Source organism: Rhodococcus sp. OK519 (genome assembly GCF_003051005.1).
In the GTDB taxonomy this organism is placed as follows: Bacteria; Actinomycetota; Actinomycetes; order Mycobacteriales; family Mycobacteriaceae; genus Prescottella.
Genome location: NZ_QAOW01000010.1, coordinates 127,952 through 143,211, shown reverse-complemented (window position 1 = coordinate 143,211; position 15,260 = coordinate 127,952). Strand labels below are relative to the sequence as shown.

The window sequence follows — 15,260 nt, the reverse complement described above, 5'->3', positions numbered from 1 at the left end:
AAAACGTGTCCCCTCTCTGAGTCAGGCGGGCAAATAGGCGGCAAGAGCACGGGTAGCACGCACAGAAATCGAACACGGATCTTCGGTCACGGGATCGATTCCCAGATAGGACACGGAGATCAGTGCCGCACCCTCGCGTGTACTGATCGCCACATCGCAACTGCGGCGCTGCTCGTCGCTCTTCTCACGGTATGAAAACGCAGTCCGGCCATTCAACTCGACCGGGATGAACTCGGCATTCTTCTCATTCTTGCGGACATCGTCGAGGGTGTAAGTGGTTGCGAACACCGACAACGCCGGACCAGCGCCCATCCACCCGCAGATGTTCCAGCCAGGCTGCTTGACTCCCATGATGTCGCGATCTTCTGTCATTGGATCAAAGCCAAGCTTCGCGATCTCGTCATCTGGAATGTCATCGCACGGACTGAACACCGGCTCCCCGGCTACCGTCCCCTCAGCTTCCGCGTCCCCCGAGACCGCGCCCGACCCACACCCCGCCAGCAGCAGACCAGCACCGATCAGCCCGATCACAGCAGTTACCCGCATCCGGACCTCCTCCCCTCGTTCCAGACCGCTTCACATTAGACAGACGCAGGTTCGGTCTCTTCGGTTCCCTCGATCTCGAGAATCGTCACCGGCTCGACGCTCTCGATCACACGAGCGCCGACAGCGGACCCTCCGGCAGGTGGATCCACCCCTCGCGACCAGCAACTTCGGCGTCGACTCCGTGTGGCAACCCCGTCTGTCCTTCCGCGACTGCGCGCGCGATCACCGCAGCCACCACCGCGTCGAAGGCGTCATCCGACGCTTCACACTGTCCACGGAAGTCGGCGAGATCCAGGTACGGCGTCGCATCATCGAAACTCGCCACCAACTGCATCAGCTTCTCGCGATTGGTTGCTCCCTTGTATCCGCGGAAGGGCAGACCCCATTGCTGCAGCGCGGCCGCCGGATAGACCTCGGCAACGGTGCCCGCGACGCGATCCGTGTCGACGCCCTCGACCGCGAGCCGCGCCAGCAGACCGGCACACCGCAACGCCACGTGCGCGATCAGATCAGCCGACACGCTGAGCGGGACGATGCCCGTCACCTCGTGCACCACCCGGTCGGTCCGCCGTCGGACCAGCGGCAGCCGCCCGGCACGACTACTCAGCTCGAGCTCGCGGCGTGGTTCCCGATTGTGATGCGCGACTACGAAGTCGACGAACGCATCCGGCCACCCGAAGGGTGCGTCGATCCCGGATCGGTCGGCACCCAGGACCGCTTCCACCACGTCGTCGTCCGCCGCCCCGAGCCGCAATCCGACGACCCGAGCCGATCCCTCACCCCAATCGATCATCGCAACAGCGGTTTTCGCAGGTTCGGCCGCAAGGTCGATGCCGACAGTCCTCATGCCGCGAGGCTATCGACCCTCAGCGCATCACCGGCAACACCGGGCCGCCCGACCGTCCCGACGCCGCCTCGACGAACGCCAGCGGATCGGGCACCGCAGCGAGTACGTCCCGCGAACGCTCGAGAGCCATCGACTCCGGCTCGTCACCGCCGACGGCGTCGATCACGTCGAGCCAGTGGACCGTCGCTTCCATGATCGCCATGTCCAGGAAGGCGCCGAGCGACACCGACTCCAGAATGGGGTGCGCGATGACGGTGTCGCGGCTCAGACCGGCAAGGCGCTCGAACGCGTCGGGCAGCTCCGACTCGAAGCGCGCGACGATGGATTCGCGCTCGACATCGGCGGCCATCTGCCGGACCATCTCGGCGAGCTGTGCGTGCATCGGGGCGGTCGCGGCGGGGTCGGCGTTGAAGACGCGAAGCATCTCCGCAGCGCTGGTGACCTTCGCATCGCCGTCTGCGGCGGGCGCGGCCAGCATCGCGATCAGGACGTCCGGGGTCACGTGCACGTAGACGTCGCGGACGGCCCAACCCGGCAGCCGCGTCTCGGTCGTCCACTGCTCGTCGGACAACTCCGCGGCCCGCTTCGCCCACATCCGCCACAGTCGGATCAACAGATCCCGGTCCTGCTCGAACTCCGCCACCACAACCCCCTCGTCGACGTACGGTCCCTCCGACGCTATCGCCCGGTCGCTCCTTTCCGCCGCATTTCGGGCGCCCGCGGGCATGATGGAGACATGACGGTGGACCCGACTGTTCTCGCCCAACTCATCGGCGCGCTGCCCGACGGCGCCGTGCTGACCGACCCGGACATGACCGCCGGCTACCGCCAGGACTGGGCCGCCGACCCCAACGCCGGCACGCCGGTCGCGGTGGTCCGCGCGACCTGCACCGAGGACGTGCAGGCGGTGATGCGGTGGGCGTCGGAGCAACGCATCGCGGTGGTGCCGCGTGGCGCGGGCTCCGGACTGTCGGGCGGGTCAAGCGCCGTCGACGGCGGGATCGTGCTGAGCACCGAGCGGATGCGGGAGATCACCGTCGACCCCGTCACCAGGGTCGCCGTCACCCAGCCCGGGCTGCTCAACGCCGAGGTGAAGACCGCCGCCGCCGAGCACGGGCTCTGGTATCCGCCGGACCCGTCGTCGTACGAGATCTGCTCGATCGGCGGCAACGCCGCCACCAACGCCGGCGGGTTGTGCTGCGTCAAGTACGGGGTGACCACCGACTACGTGCTCGGCATGCAGGTGGTCCTCGCCGACGGCACCGCCGTCCGACTCGGCGGCCCGCTACTCAAGGACGTCGCCGGGCTGTCGCTGACCAAGCTGTTCGTCGGCAGCGAGGGCACGCTCGGCATCATCACCGAGCTGACGCTGCGGCTGATCCCGGCGCAGCCGCCGGCGTCGACAGTGGTCGCGTCGTTCGAGTCCGTCGAGTCGGCCGCCGACGCCGTCCTTGCGATCACCCGGGACATGCGCCCGGCGATGCTCGAATTCATGGACCACGCCTCCATCAACGCGGTCGAGGACGCCGTCCGCATGGGCCTGGACCGCAACGCCCGCGCGCTGCTACTCGCCCAATCCGACGCCCCCGGCGCCGCCGGCGCCCAGGAAGTAGCGACCATCGTCGCGGCGTGCGAAAAGAACGGCGCCACCGAAGTGTTCGCGACCGACGACCCCGCCGAAGGCGACGCCTTCACCGCCGCAAGGCGATCCGTCTTCCCCGCCGTGCAGGCAATGGGCAGCCTCCTCCTCGAGGACGTCGGCGTGCCGATGCAGCAGCTGCCCGCACTCATCACCGGCGTCGAGGCGATCGCCGAGGACTGCGACGTCCTCATCTGCACCGTCGCCCACGCCGGCGACGGCAACACTCACCCGCTGATCGTCTTCGACCCCACCGATCCCGACATGACCGATCGCGCCCGCACCGCCTTCGCCCGCGTCATGGATCTCGCAATCGCTTTGGGCGGCACGATCTCCGGTGAACACGGTGTCGGGCGGCTCAAGCGGGATTGGCTGCCGAATCAACTGGGCGAGGACGTCATGGAGTTGAATCGGCGGGTCAAGAACGCGCTCGATCCGTTGGGGATCCTGAATCCGGGTGCTGTGTTGTCGTGATCGGACGTCACGCAAAGTCGCGAGCATCGAAACGCCTCGCGCAGTATCAATCCCGAGCTCAACGCGCATCGCAGGATTGATCGCGTAGACACTCACGAAGTGAAGCAACACCACATCGTCCATCGAGAAGCTGCGGCAGTCGAACTCGATCATCGGAACGGGGCAGTTTGTCGATTCGCCAGTTCGGCGTATTGCAGCGGCTGGTCCAGTGTGCATTCGCGAATCCGACCACTAGGATCATCCGGTGCCCATTATGGGCGAGCGCTTGACCCTGGCCACCGATTCCCACGGCAGGTAGGACTCGAAGCTTCAGCCCGGGTGCCGAATTCCCTCGGACGCGGGCAGCACGGCGCCCGGTCGAATCAATCGCGACACCACCAGGGCGCCGAAGGATGCGAAAAGGGCTCCCAGCCCACCGAAGATCCCGGTGGCCCGGGAAGTTGAGAGAGATCTCGAGCGCCGGACCTTCGGTGAGAACCGTGCGGCAGACCGCCATCGCCACCAGCACAGCCCACGGCGTCTGGACTGCCGGGTCTCTGAGCCTACCCCCTGCCCGATTCGACATGCATACGGCGCACCGCACCGCCGGACCCAAACCTTGGTCGTCGCCCGAGCTATGCGCTCTTCGTCGGCACGCGTGCTGCTCCCCCGACCTCACGGTGGAGTAGTCAGCTAACCTTCGATGTCTTCGTCCGAAGGTAGTCATGACGGATGTGATCATCCTGCCCCACGAATCCGCGAAATCCGAGGAGCCTGTATGCGAGTCCGGTCGAGCGTTGCTCCTTCACGATCTCGAAGTCACTGCCAAGGATGCTGATTCGGCGATCGATTTCTGGGTCGTCCAACTTGACTGCCGACCTGTTCACTATCTGTCGAGCAGTCAGAAAATCAGTGGCATCGCGCAGTACGCGGTAAATCGGATCGGAATCGCGTTCGGGGTCTACTGCACGCACATGTCCGCGGTGGGCGAGCGCATCGACAATCTGCTTGCCGATTGCGTGCGCAACTGGTGGCGGGAACGCATTTCCGATCTGCCGATAAACCGACGTCTTTCGTCCCGTGAACTCCCACCAAAATTCATCGTCGTCCCATCCCTGGAGTCGCGCGACCATTTCGCACGTCAGCTTTGGCCCAACGTCGAACGTATCCTCCCGAGCCGGAGGCGCGTCTGCGATTCCGAGCCCATTCACCCCCAGTGCCGCCCACGCACGCTTGGCGCGGGTTGGCCCTAGATCGGCGCCCCCATGCTTCTTTGATCCGCCGACGATTGTCGGTGCGATGGAGTTCGCCTGCCGCGCCCAGGCTTTTGCCCCCCGCCACTTGTTCCTAGACATAAGCGGCAGCAGTGTTTCGCCGACAGTGGGGACGTTGCCGAGGGGAGTAGGCCAGTGGAAGTACGCAAAGTCCTCGGATTTCAGTGCAACAAGGACGAATCGTGGGCGAAGTTGAGGGACACCAAAATCGGAGGCATGGAGGAGTCGCCATTCTGCCGAGTACCCAAACTCACGGAGGCGGTCGAGGACATGTTGCCGGTATCCGGCAAAGCGGGGCATGCTGAGGCCGCGGACATTCTCAAGCAGTAGCGCACGTGGCTGGAGAACACTGACCTGCTCGACCGCCCACGCGAATAGGTCACGTTCGTCATTTGCGCCCAGCTGTTTGCCTGCGATGCTGAATGGTGGACAAGGGACTCCGCCGGCAAGAAGATCGATCGATTGGCGCCCATGGCTTGGAGCGTAATCTGCGGGATTCCAGACTTCCGGGTTCGCGACGTCGCCGATGGCCACCTTCCACTCGGGGCGGTTGTGACTGAGCGTCGCAGCAGCGTTGTGGTCTAGCTCGACTGCGAGTTCGTGCTCGAATCCGGCACGCTCAAGGCCGAGCGCCTGACCACCGGCACCAGCACAGATTTCGATGACGCGGAGGTCGAGAGTCACCGCTACTTCCTTTCCAATATCACGCAGACAGTCCTCGAAGGTCTGGCAACCTGTCGATGCGGACGAGCAGCATCAGCATCTTCCCGTAGACCCACCCGCCCCAGACCAACCGCCGGGTAGCGCAGCGAAGTGGTTGGCGAACTACTCAGGGGTATCGAACATGCGTGCACGGTACCGCCGGCCCCCGACAAAGCCCTGCCTCTGAGATCAAACGCCAGGTACGAGCACGATCCAGGCATCGCCGCCCGACGGCAACTACTCGGCGCCTGGCGCGCTATCCTACCTGTATGCGGAGTGCGTGCCCGCAAGCAAGTCCGACGTGGGGGTACGCAGATCGTCAAGTTGGCGGCGAGGGTCGCGCTCACATTGCGGGCTAGGCAACACAGGTCACGAGGATGCCGCCCTTGGCCCTGGTCACCCCGATGTCCGCAGTGGCGGAATCTCGACTCCCAAATCAGCAAAGCGCGCCCGCGGAACGGCGACCCAGTCCTCTGGACCAATCTCATGGCCGAAAGCGAGCGCGGCCTCGCGCTCATCAACCCACTTGCCGACGAGCACTATGAGGCCGTGGTCACGTCGCAGGGTTGCCTTAGCCTCTCGCACACGCTTCATCGGATCATGGAGCCCTGCGCCAACAGTCACCAGAGACGACCTTGGGATGACGACCTCGGGCAGGTAGATGAAGAGCGCCGTCGCCCGCTTGCGGAGACCGTCGCTGCCGAACACGGTCTCGATCTGTTCAAAGCTAAGAAGCCTGAGCGGCTGGGGTGGTAGGTCGCTCCACACCACAAGTGGCAGCGCATATGCGCGAAACGCGTCGACCAAAGGCGACCGTTTGAGGTCCTGGTTACCTTTCCCGCCACTCAACCACACGCGATGAGTCCGCATCAGCCAGGCTGCAAACCGATTAGCCTTCGGGTCGATGCGGATCAGTAGCGTGACTTGACACTGTCCTTCGCGCGGAATCATCCATGGCGCCGTCGAATTCCGGACTGATCCCTTGATCTCGACGGCTACGCCGACGATCTCGGTGTCGAGTGGGGGCACCTTTTTCAAGCCGAGACGCTCAATGAGGTGATACTGGAGCTTGGTGCCGACAGACGAGCGTTCATCGGAGTCCACCTTTGGGTCGAGCAGATCGAACCGCCATGTGCGCGCCCCATCGAGGACGTACCTCACAGCGTCATCCGCTGCCGCCCGGAGCCGATCCGCTAACGGCAACGCCGTCAGCCACTCAAACACCGCTTGCAGCTCAGGATCGTGATCGGGATGAAGAACTGAGTGTGATGACGACTTGAATCCATTCCGCTCGTCCGGCTGGCACGAAGACCCGGGGGGCACTACAGGTGTTCTTGGCGGCACGCTCCGAAGCTAGCGCACATAACCCGAGGAACTGGTACGCGCCTAGGTGACGTCCGCGGGAAGGCAGACAGTAACGTTCGCGACCGACATGGGACGTATGGTGGGCGGTATGTCTATCTACGAGAAACGCCGGACATGGCACGGCCATCTCCGGCCTCTCCAACGTGGATGATCGACGAGTTACTACGCAGGGTCATCGCCCACAAGACGACGGGTAACGCATTCCCATTACCGACGCGTGCGCGATCGGTGTAGCCATCCGCGCCGCGGCTGTGCCTGGCTGTTGTGGGTGAGCACAGCCGCGACGGGAAGGAAGACGCCGCCTGATGACGGTTGCTACAGATCCGACGCGCGTGAAATCTGCAGCGCGCGAAGCCGGTCAGCGACTCCCTCTCGTTGTTCGGGCGGCACACTGAGGCAGGCAATCCAGGCGCGGTCGAGCTCGGTAGCACCGCGGCGGCCCCGTTCCAGCCACCGAAGTAGGCGACGGAATTCGCCTGGCCCGAGCCCACTGGCAGCGGCAACCGCCGCGTTCACGTCGATAGCTGCGCCGCCGCGACCGGACCGGCATCGCTTGCACTCAGTGACGAGAGCTTCCGTCTTGTGCCCATCGGTGCCGGTCACTGTGCGCCGGGAGACAGAGAGTACGGCTGTCATGATTGCGTCGTCGGGATACAGCTCGCCCCCGGCGATGCCACACAGTGTGCACATGTAGCCGTCCCGCGCCAGAACGACCTGGCGATCTTTGCTTGACATCGCCTTCTGCGGCGCGGCGGCTCGCCGCGCTTTCGGGTCCCAGACGGCGACACCCGCCTTGACGAACCGCTGGTCCTCGGTCAGCAGCGACGCGTCCTCGGTACTTGAGTAGACGACCCATCCGTAGTCCCGTAGGTCGCGGACGCGGCGGTCGATCTGGGAGACGCCGGGGAAGGCGTCTCGGAGCTGGTTTTTGGTGAAGGTGTTTCCTTCGCCGACCACCTGAAGGAGCCACAGTGCCCCGCGGACCATGGTTCCCACCGAGCACGCTGGGTCATCCCACACTGGCTGTTCCACGGATGGATCCTCCAATTCTCTTCGCTAGGCTCACCGTACCGATATCGACGAAATGTCGGACTCGTTTGCAATGATGCTGCCGTACTGGTTTCAGCGTCATGTATTCAGCCCAAGGAGTACGTCTATGTCCGGTTTCGGCATTCCTCCCAAGGGGGAGGAGATCAAGGCCGTCATAAGTCAGCGACTTAAGCAGGCGATGACCGAGGATGGCGCGAAGGTCACGATCGACTGGCGGGGCGAGACGCGCCACCTCTATGTGATCTCGATGCCGGTCGACATGCTCTACTTCAATCCGGACACCCACCGGATCCGCGCCCAACGAGCTCTCGACCCGGTACGAAACAGGGCAATCGATGAAGAACCCTGGGGGCAGGCAGCCCAAAGCTACCTCCACGACCTACTCAGGCAGCGGCCTGCCAACCCAGACCAGACCGACCCCGATTACACCGCTCTGATGGACGAGCTCGATGACGTCGGCCAGCGCGAGCCCGGGATCGTGAGCCCGCACGGGATCCTCGTCGATGGCAACACCCGGGCGGCAGCGCTGATCGATCTGGGCGAGCCAAACATCCGGGTCGGCGTCCTCCCCGACGACACGTCGCGTCAGGACATTAACAATGTCGAGCTCTCGCTGCAGCTGCGCAAGGACCGGCGGCGCGACTACTCGTATATCAACCGCCTGATTGCGATTGACGAAGAACTCGGCCGCGGACGCTCCGAGGCCGACGTTGCCAAGGATTTCAACATCAAGCCCGCGACCCTGCAGCGTGACCGTTGGGTCTACAACGCGATCCTCGATTCCATCGACCGCAGCAAAACTGACGACGGTGCGTCCCTGCGTCTGATCGACTTCGAGCAGCACCAGGAGAAGTTGCGTGAGCTCCACCGCGACTACACCAAGCTGTCCACAACGGACCCTGACGCCGCGAAGCGCCTGATGCAGTCGCGGCTGGCAATGGTACTTCTCGACTACCCGAAGACCTCGTTGCGTCTCGCCGAGGCGGACTTCCACACGCGGTATATCGAGAGCCGCCTCCCTGAAGACCTCAAGCCCAAGGTGGCCGCTTTGGCGCCAATTTCGGTGCCAGGCATTCCAGGGGCCACCTTGCCGAGTCCGAGTAGCGACTCCGCGGCCACCGAGGCTTTGACGAACCAGCTGTTGCGGGCAAAGGCCGTGTGTCGCGACGGCAGCATTGCGTCCCCCGCAGAGGTCGCAGAGGCGTCGTCGGTGATGAAGCAGGCGCGCGAGACGTTCGATATCGCGGTCAAGCTTGCCGGACAGAACGCGGAGCTGGTGAAGCGCCAGACGGCCGTACCCGAGCGCCTGACCGACGCGGCGGACTACGTCACACAGTGTGCGAATGAGTTCGCCGAGGCGAAGGCCAAACGTGCCCTCGACGATGAGGCGTTCGATGATGCTCTCATCGTGCTCCGCGAAAGCCTCGAAAGACTCGGACGGCAGGCAGGACGCACCTACCCGACGCCGGGGGAAGGTGTCGCCTGGCTCCTCGACGCCGTCCGGTCCAGGTGATGGCAGCCGACAGCCCCAGCCTCACCATCGGTCTCGCAGCCGAGGTGACGCGCGCGCGTCTCATCGCGCGACCGGGCCTGGAGGACGATCTTCGCCGACTCGCGGTCAGTTTCCAGACGAGCACCCAGCGGTCGCCAGGCAGTGTCGAGGTCGAGCTCGACGACCTCCTGACCAACCTCGAGATACTCAATGGCTGGCCGCACAAGGCGGATGGCGAGGTTACCTGGGACGCGCAGCTACAGGCGCTCGTAGTCGACTCGCTCCAGGATGCCCAGACAGTTTCCGACCAGCTGCGAACCCCAGATGTGCCGACTGCGGTCAGTCCCGAGTCAGTGCCCGCCCTTCTAGGCCCGGAATGGGTAGGAGACCTTACCTGGTTCCAGCGGAGGGACGTTGCCAAGCTACTGTCGCTGCGCCACGGAGCGAATTTCTCCGTACCTGGCGCCGGCAAGACGAGAGTCGGTCTGGCCGTGTTTCAGGCGCTGCGCCGCCAGGAAGGGATTGAGCGGCTGCTCATCGTCGGGCCAAAGTCGAGCTACGATGCGTGGCAACACGAGAACGTCCAATGCCTGAACCCGCCGATGTCAATGGAGATCGCTGACGGAATCCCGGCGAGTACTACACATGCCATCATCGTCAACTACGAACGCCTGCCCAATATGGTGAGTTACTTTGGGCGCTGGCTCGCGGAGCGGCCGTCGATGATCATTCTCGACGAGGCTCATCGGATGAAGCTCGGGGCAGACGGGGCGTACGGTGCTGCGTGTCTCGCTCTCGGGCCCCGCAGTAGGCGGCGCCTCATCCTGACAGGCACGCCTGCCCCGAATGGCGTCCGGGATCTGGAGAACCTCTTCGGATTCGTGTGGCCGGGGACTGGTCGCCAAAGCGTTCTCCGGGCGGTTGACGGCGGTGACCTCGCTGATGCCAGCCGCGCGCTTCGGCCGCTCTTCACCCGGACAACCAAGGGGGAGCTCGACCTGCCGCCAGTGGAGACGACACTTCGAACTATCCCACTCCCACCTCTTCACGCCGAGATCTACGAGGCGCTTGTCGGTCAGTTCTCTGCCCGCGCAGCTGGATTCGAGGGGGACTTCCAGGCGCTGGGCCGCATCCTGATCTATATGCTGATGGCTGCAACCAGCCCTGCGCTCCTCGCAGTCGGGACCACCCGCTATGAGCCGCTCGCATACCAGGTCCCGCCGCTTCCTGTGCCGGAGCGCTCGTCGCTCTACCAGCTGATGCAGGACCTTCCCGCCTACGAGATGTCCGCGAAGTACCAGGAGGTTCTCGCCATGGTCTCCGAGAACGCTACTCAGGGGCGTAAGACGCTTGTATGGTCGACCTTCATCCGCAGCCTCAGCACCATGCAGCGGGTGCTTTCCCAGTTTGGTCCCGCGGTGGTACACGGCGGCACCCCGGACCGCGACGAGCAGATCCGGCGGTTCAGGACCGACCCGAATTGCATGGTTCTGCTTTCCAACCCCGCCACGCTTGGCGAAGGGATTAGCCTCCACCACGAGTGCCATGACGCCGTGTACGTGGATCGGGACTTCGCCGCAGGCCGCTTCCTGCAGAGTCTCGACCGTATTCACCGCCTTGGCCTCAGTCGAGACACCAGAACCCGTATCACCGTTCTGGCCTCGCAGGGAACCATCGATGAGGTAGTTGCGGCGCGCCTTGCCGACAAGCTGACGTTCATGGGCGGGATCCTCGATGACCCGGCAGTGAAGCAGCTAGCCGATTTGGACGAGGAGCCGACAATCGGCGGGGGTCTGGACCGCGGCGACCTTCAGGCGCTGATGGGGCACCTGCGTGCGTCTTCCTCCTGATCCGGTCCTGCTTGCTGCGAAACGCTGGCTGGAGATTCTCCCCACGAGCGGGGGAGTTCCGCGTGCCCATGCGCTGCTGACGACCCACGCGCACTACAGCGACTTGACGCCCACCCAGTACACGACCGCGCTCACATGGGTGCGCGACCTCGACCTACTTGTGAACGTGGGTTCACCGATCCCTGCGGCTAACCAGGTGCTGAGCGCGATCTTTGAAAAGGCCGCCCCGCCCTGGGTAAAGGATGCCGACGAACTCGTGCAGTCGCCCGACGAGCTGCCCACGGACATTATTTCGGCCGGAGCCGCACTAGGCCTCGACGCGAGCGCGGTGTACGAGCAGCTTGTCTCTAGCTGGGGCAAGGTTGATACCGCGGCTCGAGAGCGGGTGGGCGCCGCAGGCGAGGCGGCTCTCCTCGTTCTGCTTAGTCAGACATTGGACGGCCGTGTCGATCAAGTCTCCTCACGGTCCGACGGATTTGGATACGACATCGACGTTTCTCTGGGAGAGATCTCCGCACATCTGGAGGTGAAGAGCACCACCCGGCTCGGGCGCTTCACCGCGTACCTCTCGCGGAACGAGTATCAAGTGATGCTGCGCGATCACCATTGGGTGCTTGTCACCGTGCGCCTGACGGCTGATTTTGAGATCGCCGGTATCGGCTCCGTTCCGAACGCGTGGATCGCCGCAAACGTGCCGCGCGACACCAGCCCCTATGGGAGCTGGGCCTCATGCAAGCTCGAAGTCCCTGCCGAAGTCATCGCCAACGGGATACCTCAGCTCGGAATGGACGGCGCGGGTCGGCTCCCCTCCTGATGGAGGTAGACGGCTGCTTGAGCCACCGATTCAGCCCTCAGTGTCTTGCCCTGTGTCAATTTGGGAGAGCCCTGGCCTGCCGGCGGCGCGCAGGGCGCTGAGTACCTTTTCGACGGATTCATCCAAATGATCACGGACATCAAGATCCCAGATACGAACGGTGCGCCAGCCGAGTTCAGCGAGTATTGCATCCGCGACTCGGTCGCGCTCAATGTTGCGGGCGATCTTCAGCCGCCAGTAGTTCGACGCTGCCTTCTCCGGATCCCAGTGGTCAGGGTGGCCGTGCCAGAAAACGCCATCGACGAAGACTGCGACCTTCCACCGGATGAAGGCGACATCAGGTCGGCCAGGTACGTCCTTTCGGTGCAAGCGATACCCGGTAGCTCCTGCGCGCTGCAGGCCCGACCGTAATTCCAGCTCCGGTTTCGTATCCTTCGATCTAATCGCGGCCATGTTCCGCGAGCGACCCGCCTTACTAAGATGGTCAGCCATGCCCCCATCTTGAACCAATGCTTTGCCTCGCTGAAGCGAAGCTCTATAGGGGTAGTGGACACAGAGAGAGCGGGATCACCGATTCCGCTGGAAGCGGTGTCATCATGTCCAGCACCCGTAGGTCGGTCACCATCAAGTACAGGGTCAAGGCTGTGATGACGCCCAGCAAAAGTGCTCGCTTGCGCTCATCGAAAGTTGAACCGCCCCAGGTTCTGCATGCCTCTTATACGGGCTTCGGCTCGGTCGTGAGAGCCACGTAGCAGGCGTGCTCGTGGCCGATTGCGTGTGGCCATCCCGAGGCTCAGATGGAGCCGGCGGGCATTGGACCAGTCCGCCCATCCCGTGGTGGCCAACTCGACGTCGGAGATCGTCTTGTACGAGCCCGATGGAACACCTGAGTGCAGATGCATCATGGTCCTGAACAGGCCATGACCGTCTCCATCAAGGCGTTGTCGTACGCACCCTTACACTACGGATTGAATGCCAAATCCCCTGGGAATACGCATGGTTCAGTTGATTTGCAGGCCACAGACCAGAGCTAACTATCGTTTGGCGCAAACGGGCGCTAAGCTGGCACACCCCGTCAGGGTTCTCTCGCGGACGTCGATACATCTTTGGGTCGGCGGTCCTCCTGCGTATCCCCGGCGCCGCCCACGCTACCGTTGAGACCCACGAGACACCGACTTTGCAGCGCCCGAACCGTAGATCCGGCCGGCGCCGGACAGGGGAATCATGACCGAGCACGACACCACCGAACAGCCGCTCCAGATCGACGGCGCCCTCGCGATCGCCACGGAGGAGCACGCTCAGCTGCAGGCCCTGGCTGTGCAGACGCTCACCGAGCTGCTCGGCAGCGCGCCGGAGACCGACGAGGACGGCGACATCGCGATCCCGGTCCACGGCTTCGGCGTCTACGTCACCGTCGCGGAGGACGGCCCGCAGCTGCACGTGTGGTCCTCGATCGTCACCGACATCGCTGATCGCACGAAGGCCGTCGAGCAGCTCGTCGAGCTGTCCGCCGAGTGGCCGCGTATGCGCTTCACCCTCGAGGACGAGCACCTGCTGGTCTCGACCATCGTCGATGCCGACCCGTTCGCGCCGCAGCACCTGATCAACCTGGTCGACGAGATCCACGAGCTCACCCACGACCTCGACGACGACTTTGCCGCCAAGTTCGGTGGCGTCCTCGACTGCGACGCCGACGACGACTCCTACGCCGGCGGATGCGGCGGCTGCGGTGACGACTGCGCCTGCGGCGACGGCCACGACGCCGGCGAGCTGGGCGAAACCATCCCGGTCGGACAGCCGAACAACTGATCAACCGCCGACGCGCGGGCGAGTAGCTTCCGGGCTACTTGCCCGCGCGTTGTGCGTCGGGCTGCAGCGACATCCACGCCGAGATGAGCGCATCCATGTCCGTACGCGCCGGGGGCAACGCCGCGTGCTCAGGCTCCGGCGCCGGTCCCGTCCTCAAGAACGGCCGCACCAGATCGAGCGGCAGCGGGAAGACCACGGTCGAATTGTTCTCCCCACCCATCTCCCCCAGCGTCTGCAGGTAGCGCAGCTGCAGCGTGGTCGGGTTGCGGCTGATGACGTCCGCGGCGGCGGCGAGCTTCGTGGACGCCTGGTACTCGGCCTCCGCATTGATGATCTTGGCGCGGCGCTCGCGTTCGGCCTCCGCCTGCCGCGCGATGGCCCGCTGCATGTCCCGCGGAATCTCGACGTCCTTGATCTCGACGGTGGTGACCTTCACACCCCACGGCTCGGTCTGCTGATCGATCACCTTCTGCAGGTCCTCGTTGAGCCGCTCGCGCTCGGCCAGCAGCGAGTCCAGTTCGGCCTTGCCGAGGATCGACCGCAGCGTCGTCTGCGCGATCTGCGACGTCGCGGCGAAGTAGTCCTCCACGCCGACGATCGCGCGATTCGCATCGACGACCCGGAAGTACGCGACAGCGGTGACCTTCACCGGCACGTTGTCCCGGGTGATCACCTCCTGCATCGGCACGTTCAGCGTGACCGTCCGCAGGCTCACCCGCACCATCCGGTCGACGGCCGGGATCAGCAGCACCAGGCCCGGCCCGCGCAGGTCGACCAGCCGGCCGAGCCGGAACAGCACCCCGCGTTCGTACTCGCGCAGCACCCGAACCGCGGCCGACGCCACAATCACGGCGAGCAGCGCGACGACGATGACGACAAGAGCAATGGTGATCAACATGGCAACTCCCACGGTTCACGGCGACGCACGCTCAGCGTGAGCCCACGCACGTGCTCGACGACGACAGGCTCCCCCGCTCGCGGGGCCTCGGTGTAGCCGAACTCCATTCGGGCGCGCCACAATCCGCCGTCGGCCTCGACCTGGCCGTGGTCGCCGTCCCAGCTCCGGACGGTGCCCTCGGATCCGATCATCGATTCCGCCCCGGCTCGCACGGGTGCGCGGCGGGCGCTGAGCACTTTCCGACCGGTCACCGCGGCTGCGCCGATTCCGACGACGGCGACGCCCGCGGCCGCGGGGACGGCGATCTCCATGCCGAGCCCACCGGACGTGAACAGCAACCACACCCCGGTCGCGGAGAGCAGGGTGCCCGCGACGCCGAGGGCACCGTAGGTCGGGACGTGTGCCTCGATCACGATCAGCAGCACGCCCACTACCAGCGCCAACACACCCAATGCAGCCATCAGCATTCACCTGCGAGGGCCCGGTCGCCTCGCGTAGCCACTCGCGATCGAGCCCTCACC

The 15,260-nt window shown here is 64.6% G+C and carries 14 protein-coding genes; 5 read left to right on the top strand and 9 right to left on the bottom strand.

What is annotated here, in order from left to right; genetic code table 11:
* Window positions 1-21: 21 nt before the first annotated feature.
* From C8K36_RS21730 to C8K36_RS21720, 3 genes are all read right to left on the bottom strand, one after another.
* Window positions 22-546 (bottom strand): DUF3558 domain-containing protein, encoded by a 525-nt coding sequence (locus tag C8K36_RS21730; RefSeq protein ID WP_107986861.1) that lies wholly within the window; start codon window positions 544-546, stop codon window positions 22-24.
* 106 nt (window positions 547-652) lie between these two features.
* Window positions 653-1,393: a DUF429 domain-containing protein gene (locus tag C8K36_RS21725; protein WP_107986859.1), complete on the bottom strand. Its 741-nt coding sequence runs from the start codon at window positions 1,391-1,393 to the stop codon at window positions 653-655.
* Between the two features lie 19 nt (window positions 1,394-1,412).
* Entirely contained in the window at window positions 1,413-2,036 is a 624-nt protein-coding gene (locus tag C8K36_RS21720) for a maleylpyruvate isomerase family mycothiol-dependent enzyme (RefSeq protein WP_258195541.1), read from the bottom strand.
* 93 nt (window positions 2,037-2,129) lie between these two features.
* On the opposite strand from C8K36_RS21720, the gene C8K36_RS21715 reads away from it, so the two are divergent.
* The gene (locus C8K36_RS21715; protein WP_107986855.1) at window positions 2,130-3,506 is read left to right on the top strand and encodes an FAD-linked oxidase C-terminal domain-containing protein; all 1,377 of its coding nucleotides are present in this window, start codon (window positions 2,130-2,132) and stop codon (window positions 3,504-3,506) included.
* Window positions 3,507-4,174: 668 nt separating this feature from the next.
* Here C8K36_RS21715 and C8K36_RS21710 read toward each other — a convergent pair.
* The 3 genes from C8K36_RS21710 to C8K36_RS21700 all read right to left on the bottom strand — a co-directional run bounded on the left by C8K36_RS21710 (window position 4,175) and on the right by C8K36_RS21700 (window position 7,858).
* Window positions 4,175-5,443: a DNA cytosine methyltransferase gene (locus tag C8K36_RS21710; RefSeq protein ID WP_219910041.1), complete on the bottom strand. Its 1,269-nt coding sequence runs from the start codon at window positions 5,441-5,443 to the stop codon at window positions 4,175-4,177.
* Window positions 5,444-5,857: 414 nt separating this feature from the next.
* Window positions 5,858-6,685 carry a NaeI family type II restriction endonuclease gene (locus C8K36_RS21705; protein WP_258195540.1) on the bottom strand — a complete coding sequence of 276 codons (828 nt, stop codon included), beginning with the start codon at window positions 6,683-6,685 and terminating at the stop codon, window positions 5,858-5,860.
* A 456-nt stretch (window positions 6,686-7,141) separates the two neighbouring features.
* The gene (locus tag C8K36_RS21700; RefSeq protein ID WP_219910040.1) at window positions 7,142-7,858 is read right to left on the bottom strand and encodes a hypothetical protein; all 717 of its coding nucleotides are present in this window, start codon (window positions 7,856-7,858) and stop codon (window positions 7,142-7,144) included.
* A 124-nt stretch (window positions 7,859-7,982) separates the two neighbouring features.
* On the opposite strand from C8K36_RS21700, the gene C8K36_RS21695 reads away from it, so the two are divergent.
* From C8K36_RS21695 to C8K36_RS21685, 3 genes are read left to right on the top strand one after another with little or no spacing between them, the layout of a single operon-like run.
* Window positions 7,983-9,389, top strand: a complete 1,407-nt coding sequence (locus C8K36_RS21695) for a ParB/RepB/Spo0J family partition protein (RefSeq protein WP_107987057.1) — start codon at window positions 7,983-7,985, stop codon at window positions 9,387-9,389.
* Entirely contained in the window at window positions 9,389-11,218 is a 1,830-nt protein-coding gene (locus C8K36_RS21690) for a DEAD/DEAH box helicase (RefSeq protein ID WP_107987055.1), read from the top strand. Before C8K36_RS21695 ends, C8K36_RS21690 begins: the two co-directional genes overlap by 1 nt.
* The gene (locus C8K36_RS21685) at window positions 11,202-12,032 is read left to right on the top strand and encodes a protein NO VEIN domain-containing protein (RefSeq protein WP_107986849.1); all 831 of its coding nucleotides are present in this window, start codon (window positions 11,202-11,204) and stop codon (window positions 12,030-12,032) included. Before C8K36_RS21690 ends, C8K36_RS21685 begins: the two co-directional genes overlap by 17 nt.
* A 30-nt stretch (window positions 12,033-12,062) precedes the next feature.
* Here C8K36_RS21685 and C8K36_RS21680 read toward each other — a convergent pair whose 3' ends face one another.
* Window positions 12,063-12,524 carry a very short patch repair endonuclease gene (locus tag C8K36_RS21680; RefSeq protein ID WP_107986847.1) on the bottom strand — a complete coding sequence of 154 codons (462 nt, stop codon included), beginning with the start codon at window positions 12,522-12,524 and terminating at the stop codon, window positions 12,063-12,065.
* 732 nt (window positions 12,525-13,256) lie between these two features.
* Between C8K36_RS21680 and C8K36_RS21675 the strand changes: the two genes are divergently transcribed.
* Entirely contained in the window at window positions 13,257-13,841 is a 585-nt protein-coding gene (locus C8K36_RS21675; protein WP_107986845.1) for a T3SS (YopN, CesT) and YbjN peptide-binding chaperone 1, read from the top strand.
* A 34-nt stretch (window positions 13,842-13,875) separates the two neighbouring features.
* Here C8K36_RS21675 and C8K36_RS21670 read toward each other — a convergent pair whose 3' ends face one another.
* Together C8K36_RS21670 and C8K36_RS21665 are read right to left on the bottom strand one after the other, a co-directional pair.
* Window positions 13,876-14,739: a slipin family protein gene (locus C8K36_RS21670; protein WP_420910925.1), complete on the bottom strand. Its 864-nt coding sequence runs from the start codon at window positions 14,737-14,739 to the stop codon at window positions 13,876-13,878.
* Window positions 14,733-15,200, bottom strand: coding sequence for an NfeD family protein (locus C8K36_RS21665; protein ID WP_107987053.1), 468 nt, complete (start codon window positions 15,198-15,200; stop codon window positions 14,733-14,735). The genes C8K36_RS21670 and C8K36_RS21665 overlap by 7 nt, the downstream gene beginning before the upstream one ends.
* Window positions 15,201-15,260: the final 60 nt, after the last annotated feature.

Coding starts and splice junctions, on each gene's coding strand:
- C8K36_RS21695 (WP_107987057.1), top strand. CDS start 7,983: ATGTCCGGTTTCGGCATTCCTCCCAAGGGGGAGGAGATCAAGGCCGTC.
- C8K36_RS21665 (WP_107987053.1), bottom strand. CDS start 15,200: ATGGCTGCATTGGGTGTGTTGGCGCTGGTAGTGGGCGTGCTGCTGATC.
- C8K36_RS21690 (WP_107987055.1), top strand. CDS start 9,389: ATGGCAGCCGACAGCCCCAGCCTCACCATCGGTCTCGCAGCCGAGGTG.
- C8K36_RS21670 (WP_420910925.1), bottom strand. CDS start 14,739: ATGTTGATCACCATTGCTCTTGTCGTCATCGTCGTCGCGCTGCTCGCC.
- C8K36_RS21680 (WP_107986847.1), bottom strand. CDS start 12,524: ATGGCTGACCATCTTAGTAAGGCGGGTCGCTCGCGGAACATGGCCGCG.
- C8K36_RS21675 (WP_107986845.1), top strand. CDS start 13,257: ATGACCGAGCACGACACCACCGAACAGCCGCTCCAGATCGACGGCGCC.
- C8K36_RS21725 (WP_107986859.1), bottom strand. CDS start 1,393: ATGAGGACTGTCGGCATCGACCTTGCGGCCGAACCTGCGAAAACCGCT.
- C8K36_RS21730 (WP_107986861.1), bottom strand. CDS start 546: ATGCGGGTAACTGCTGTGATCGGGCTGATCGGTGCTGGTCTGCTGCTG.
- C8K36_RS21715 (WP_107986855.1), top strand. CDS start 2,130: ATGACGGTGGACCCGACTGTTCTCGCCCAACTCATCGGCGCGCTGCCC.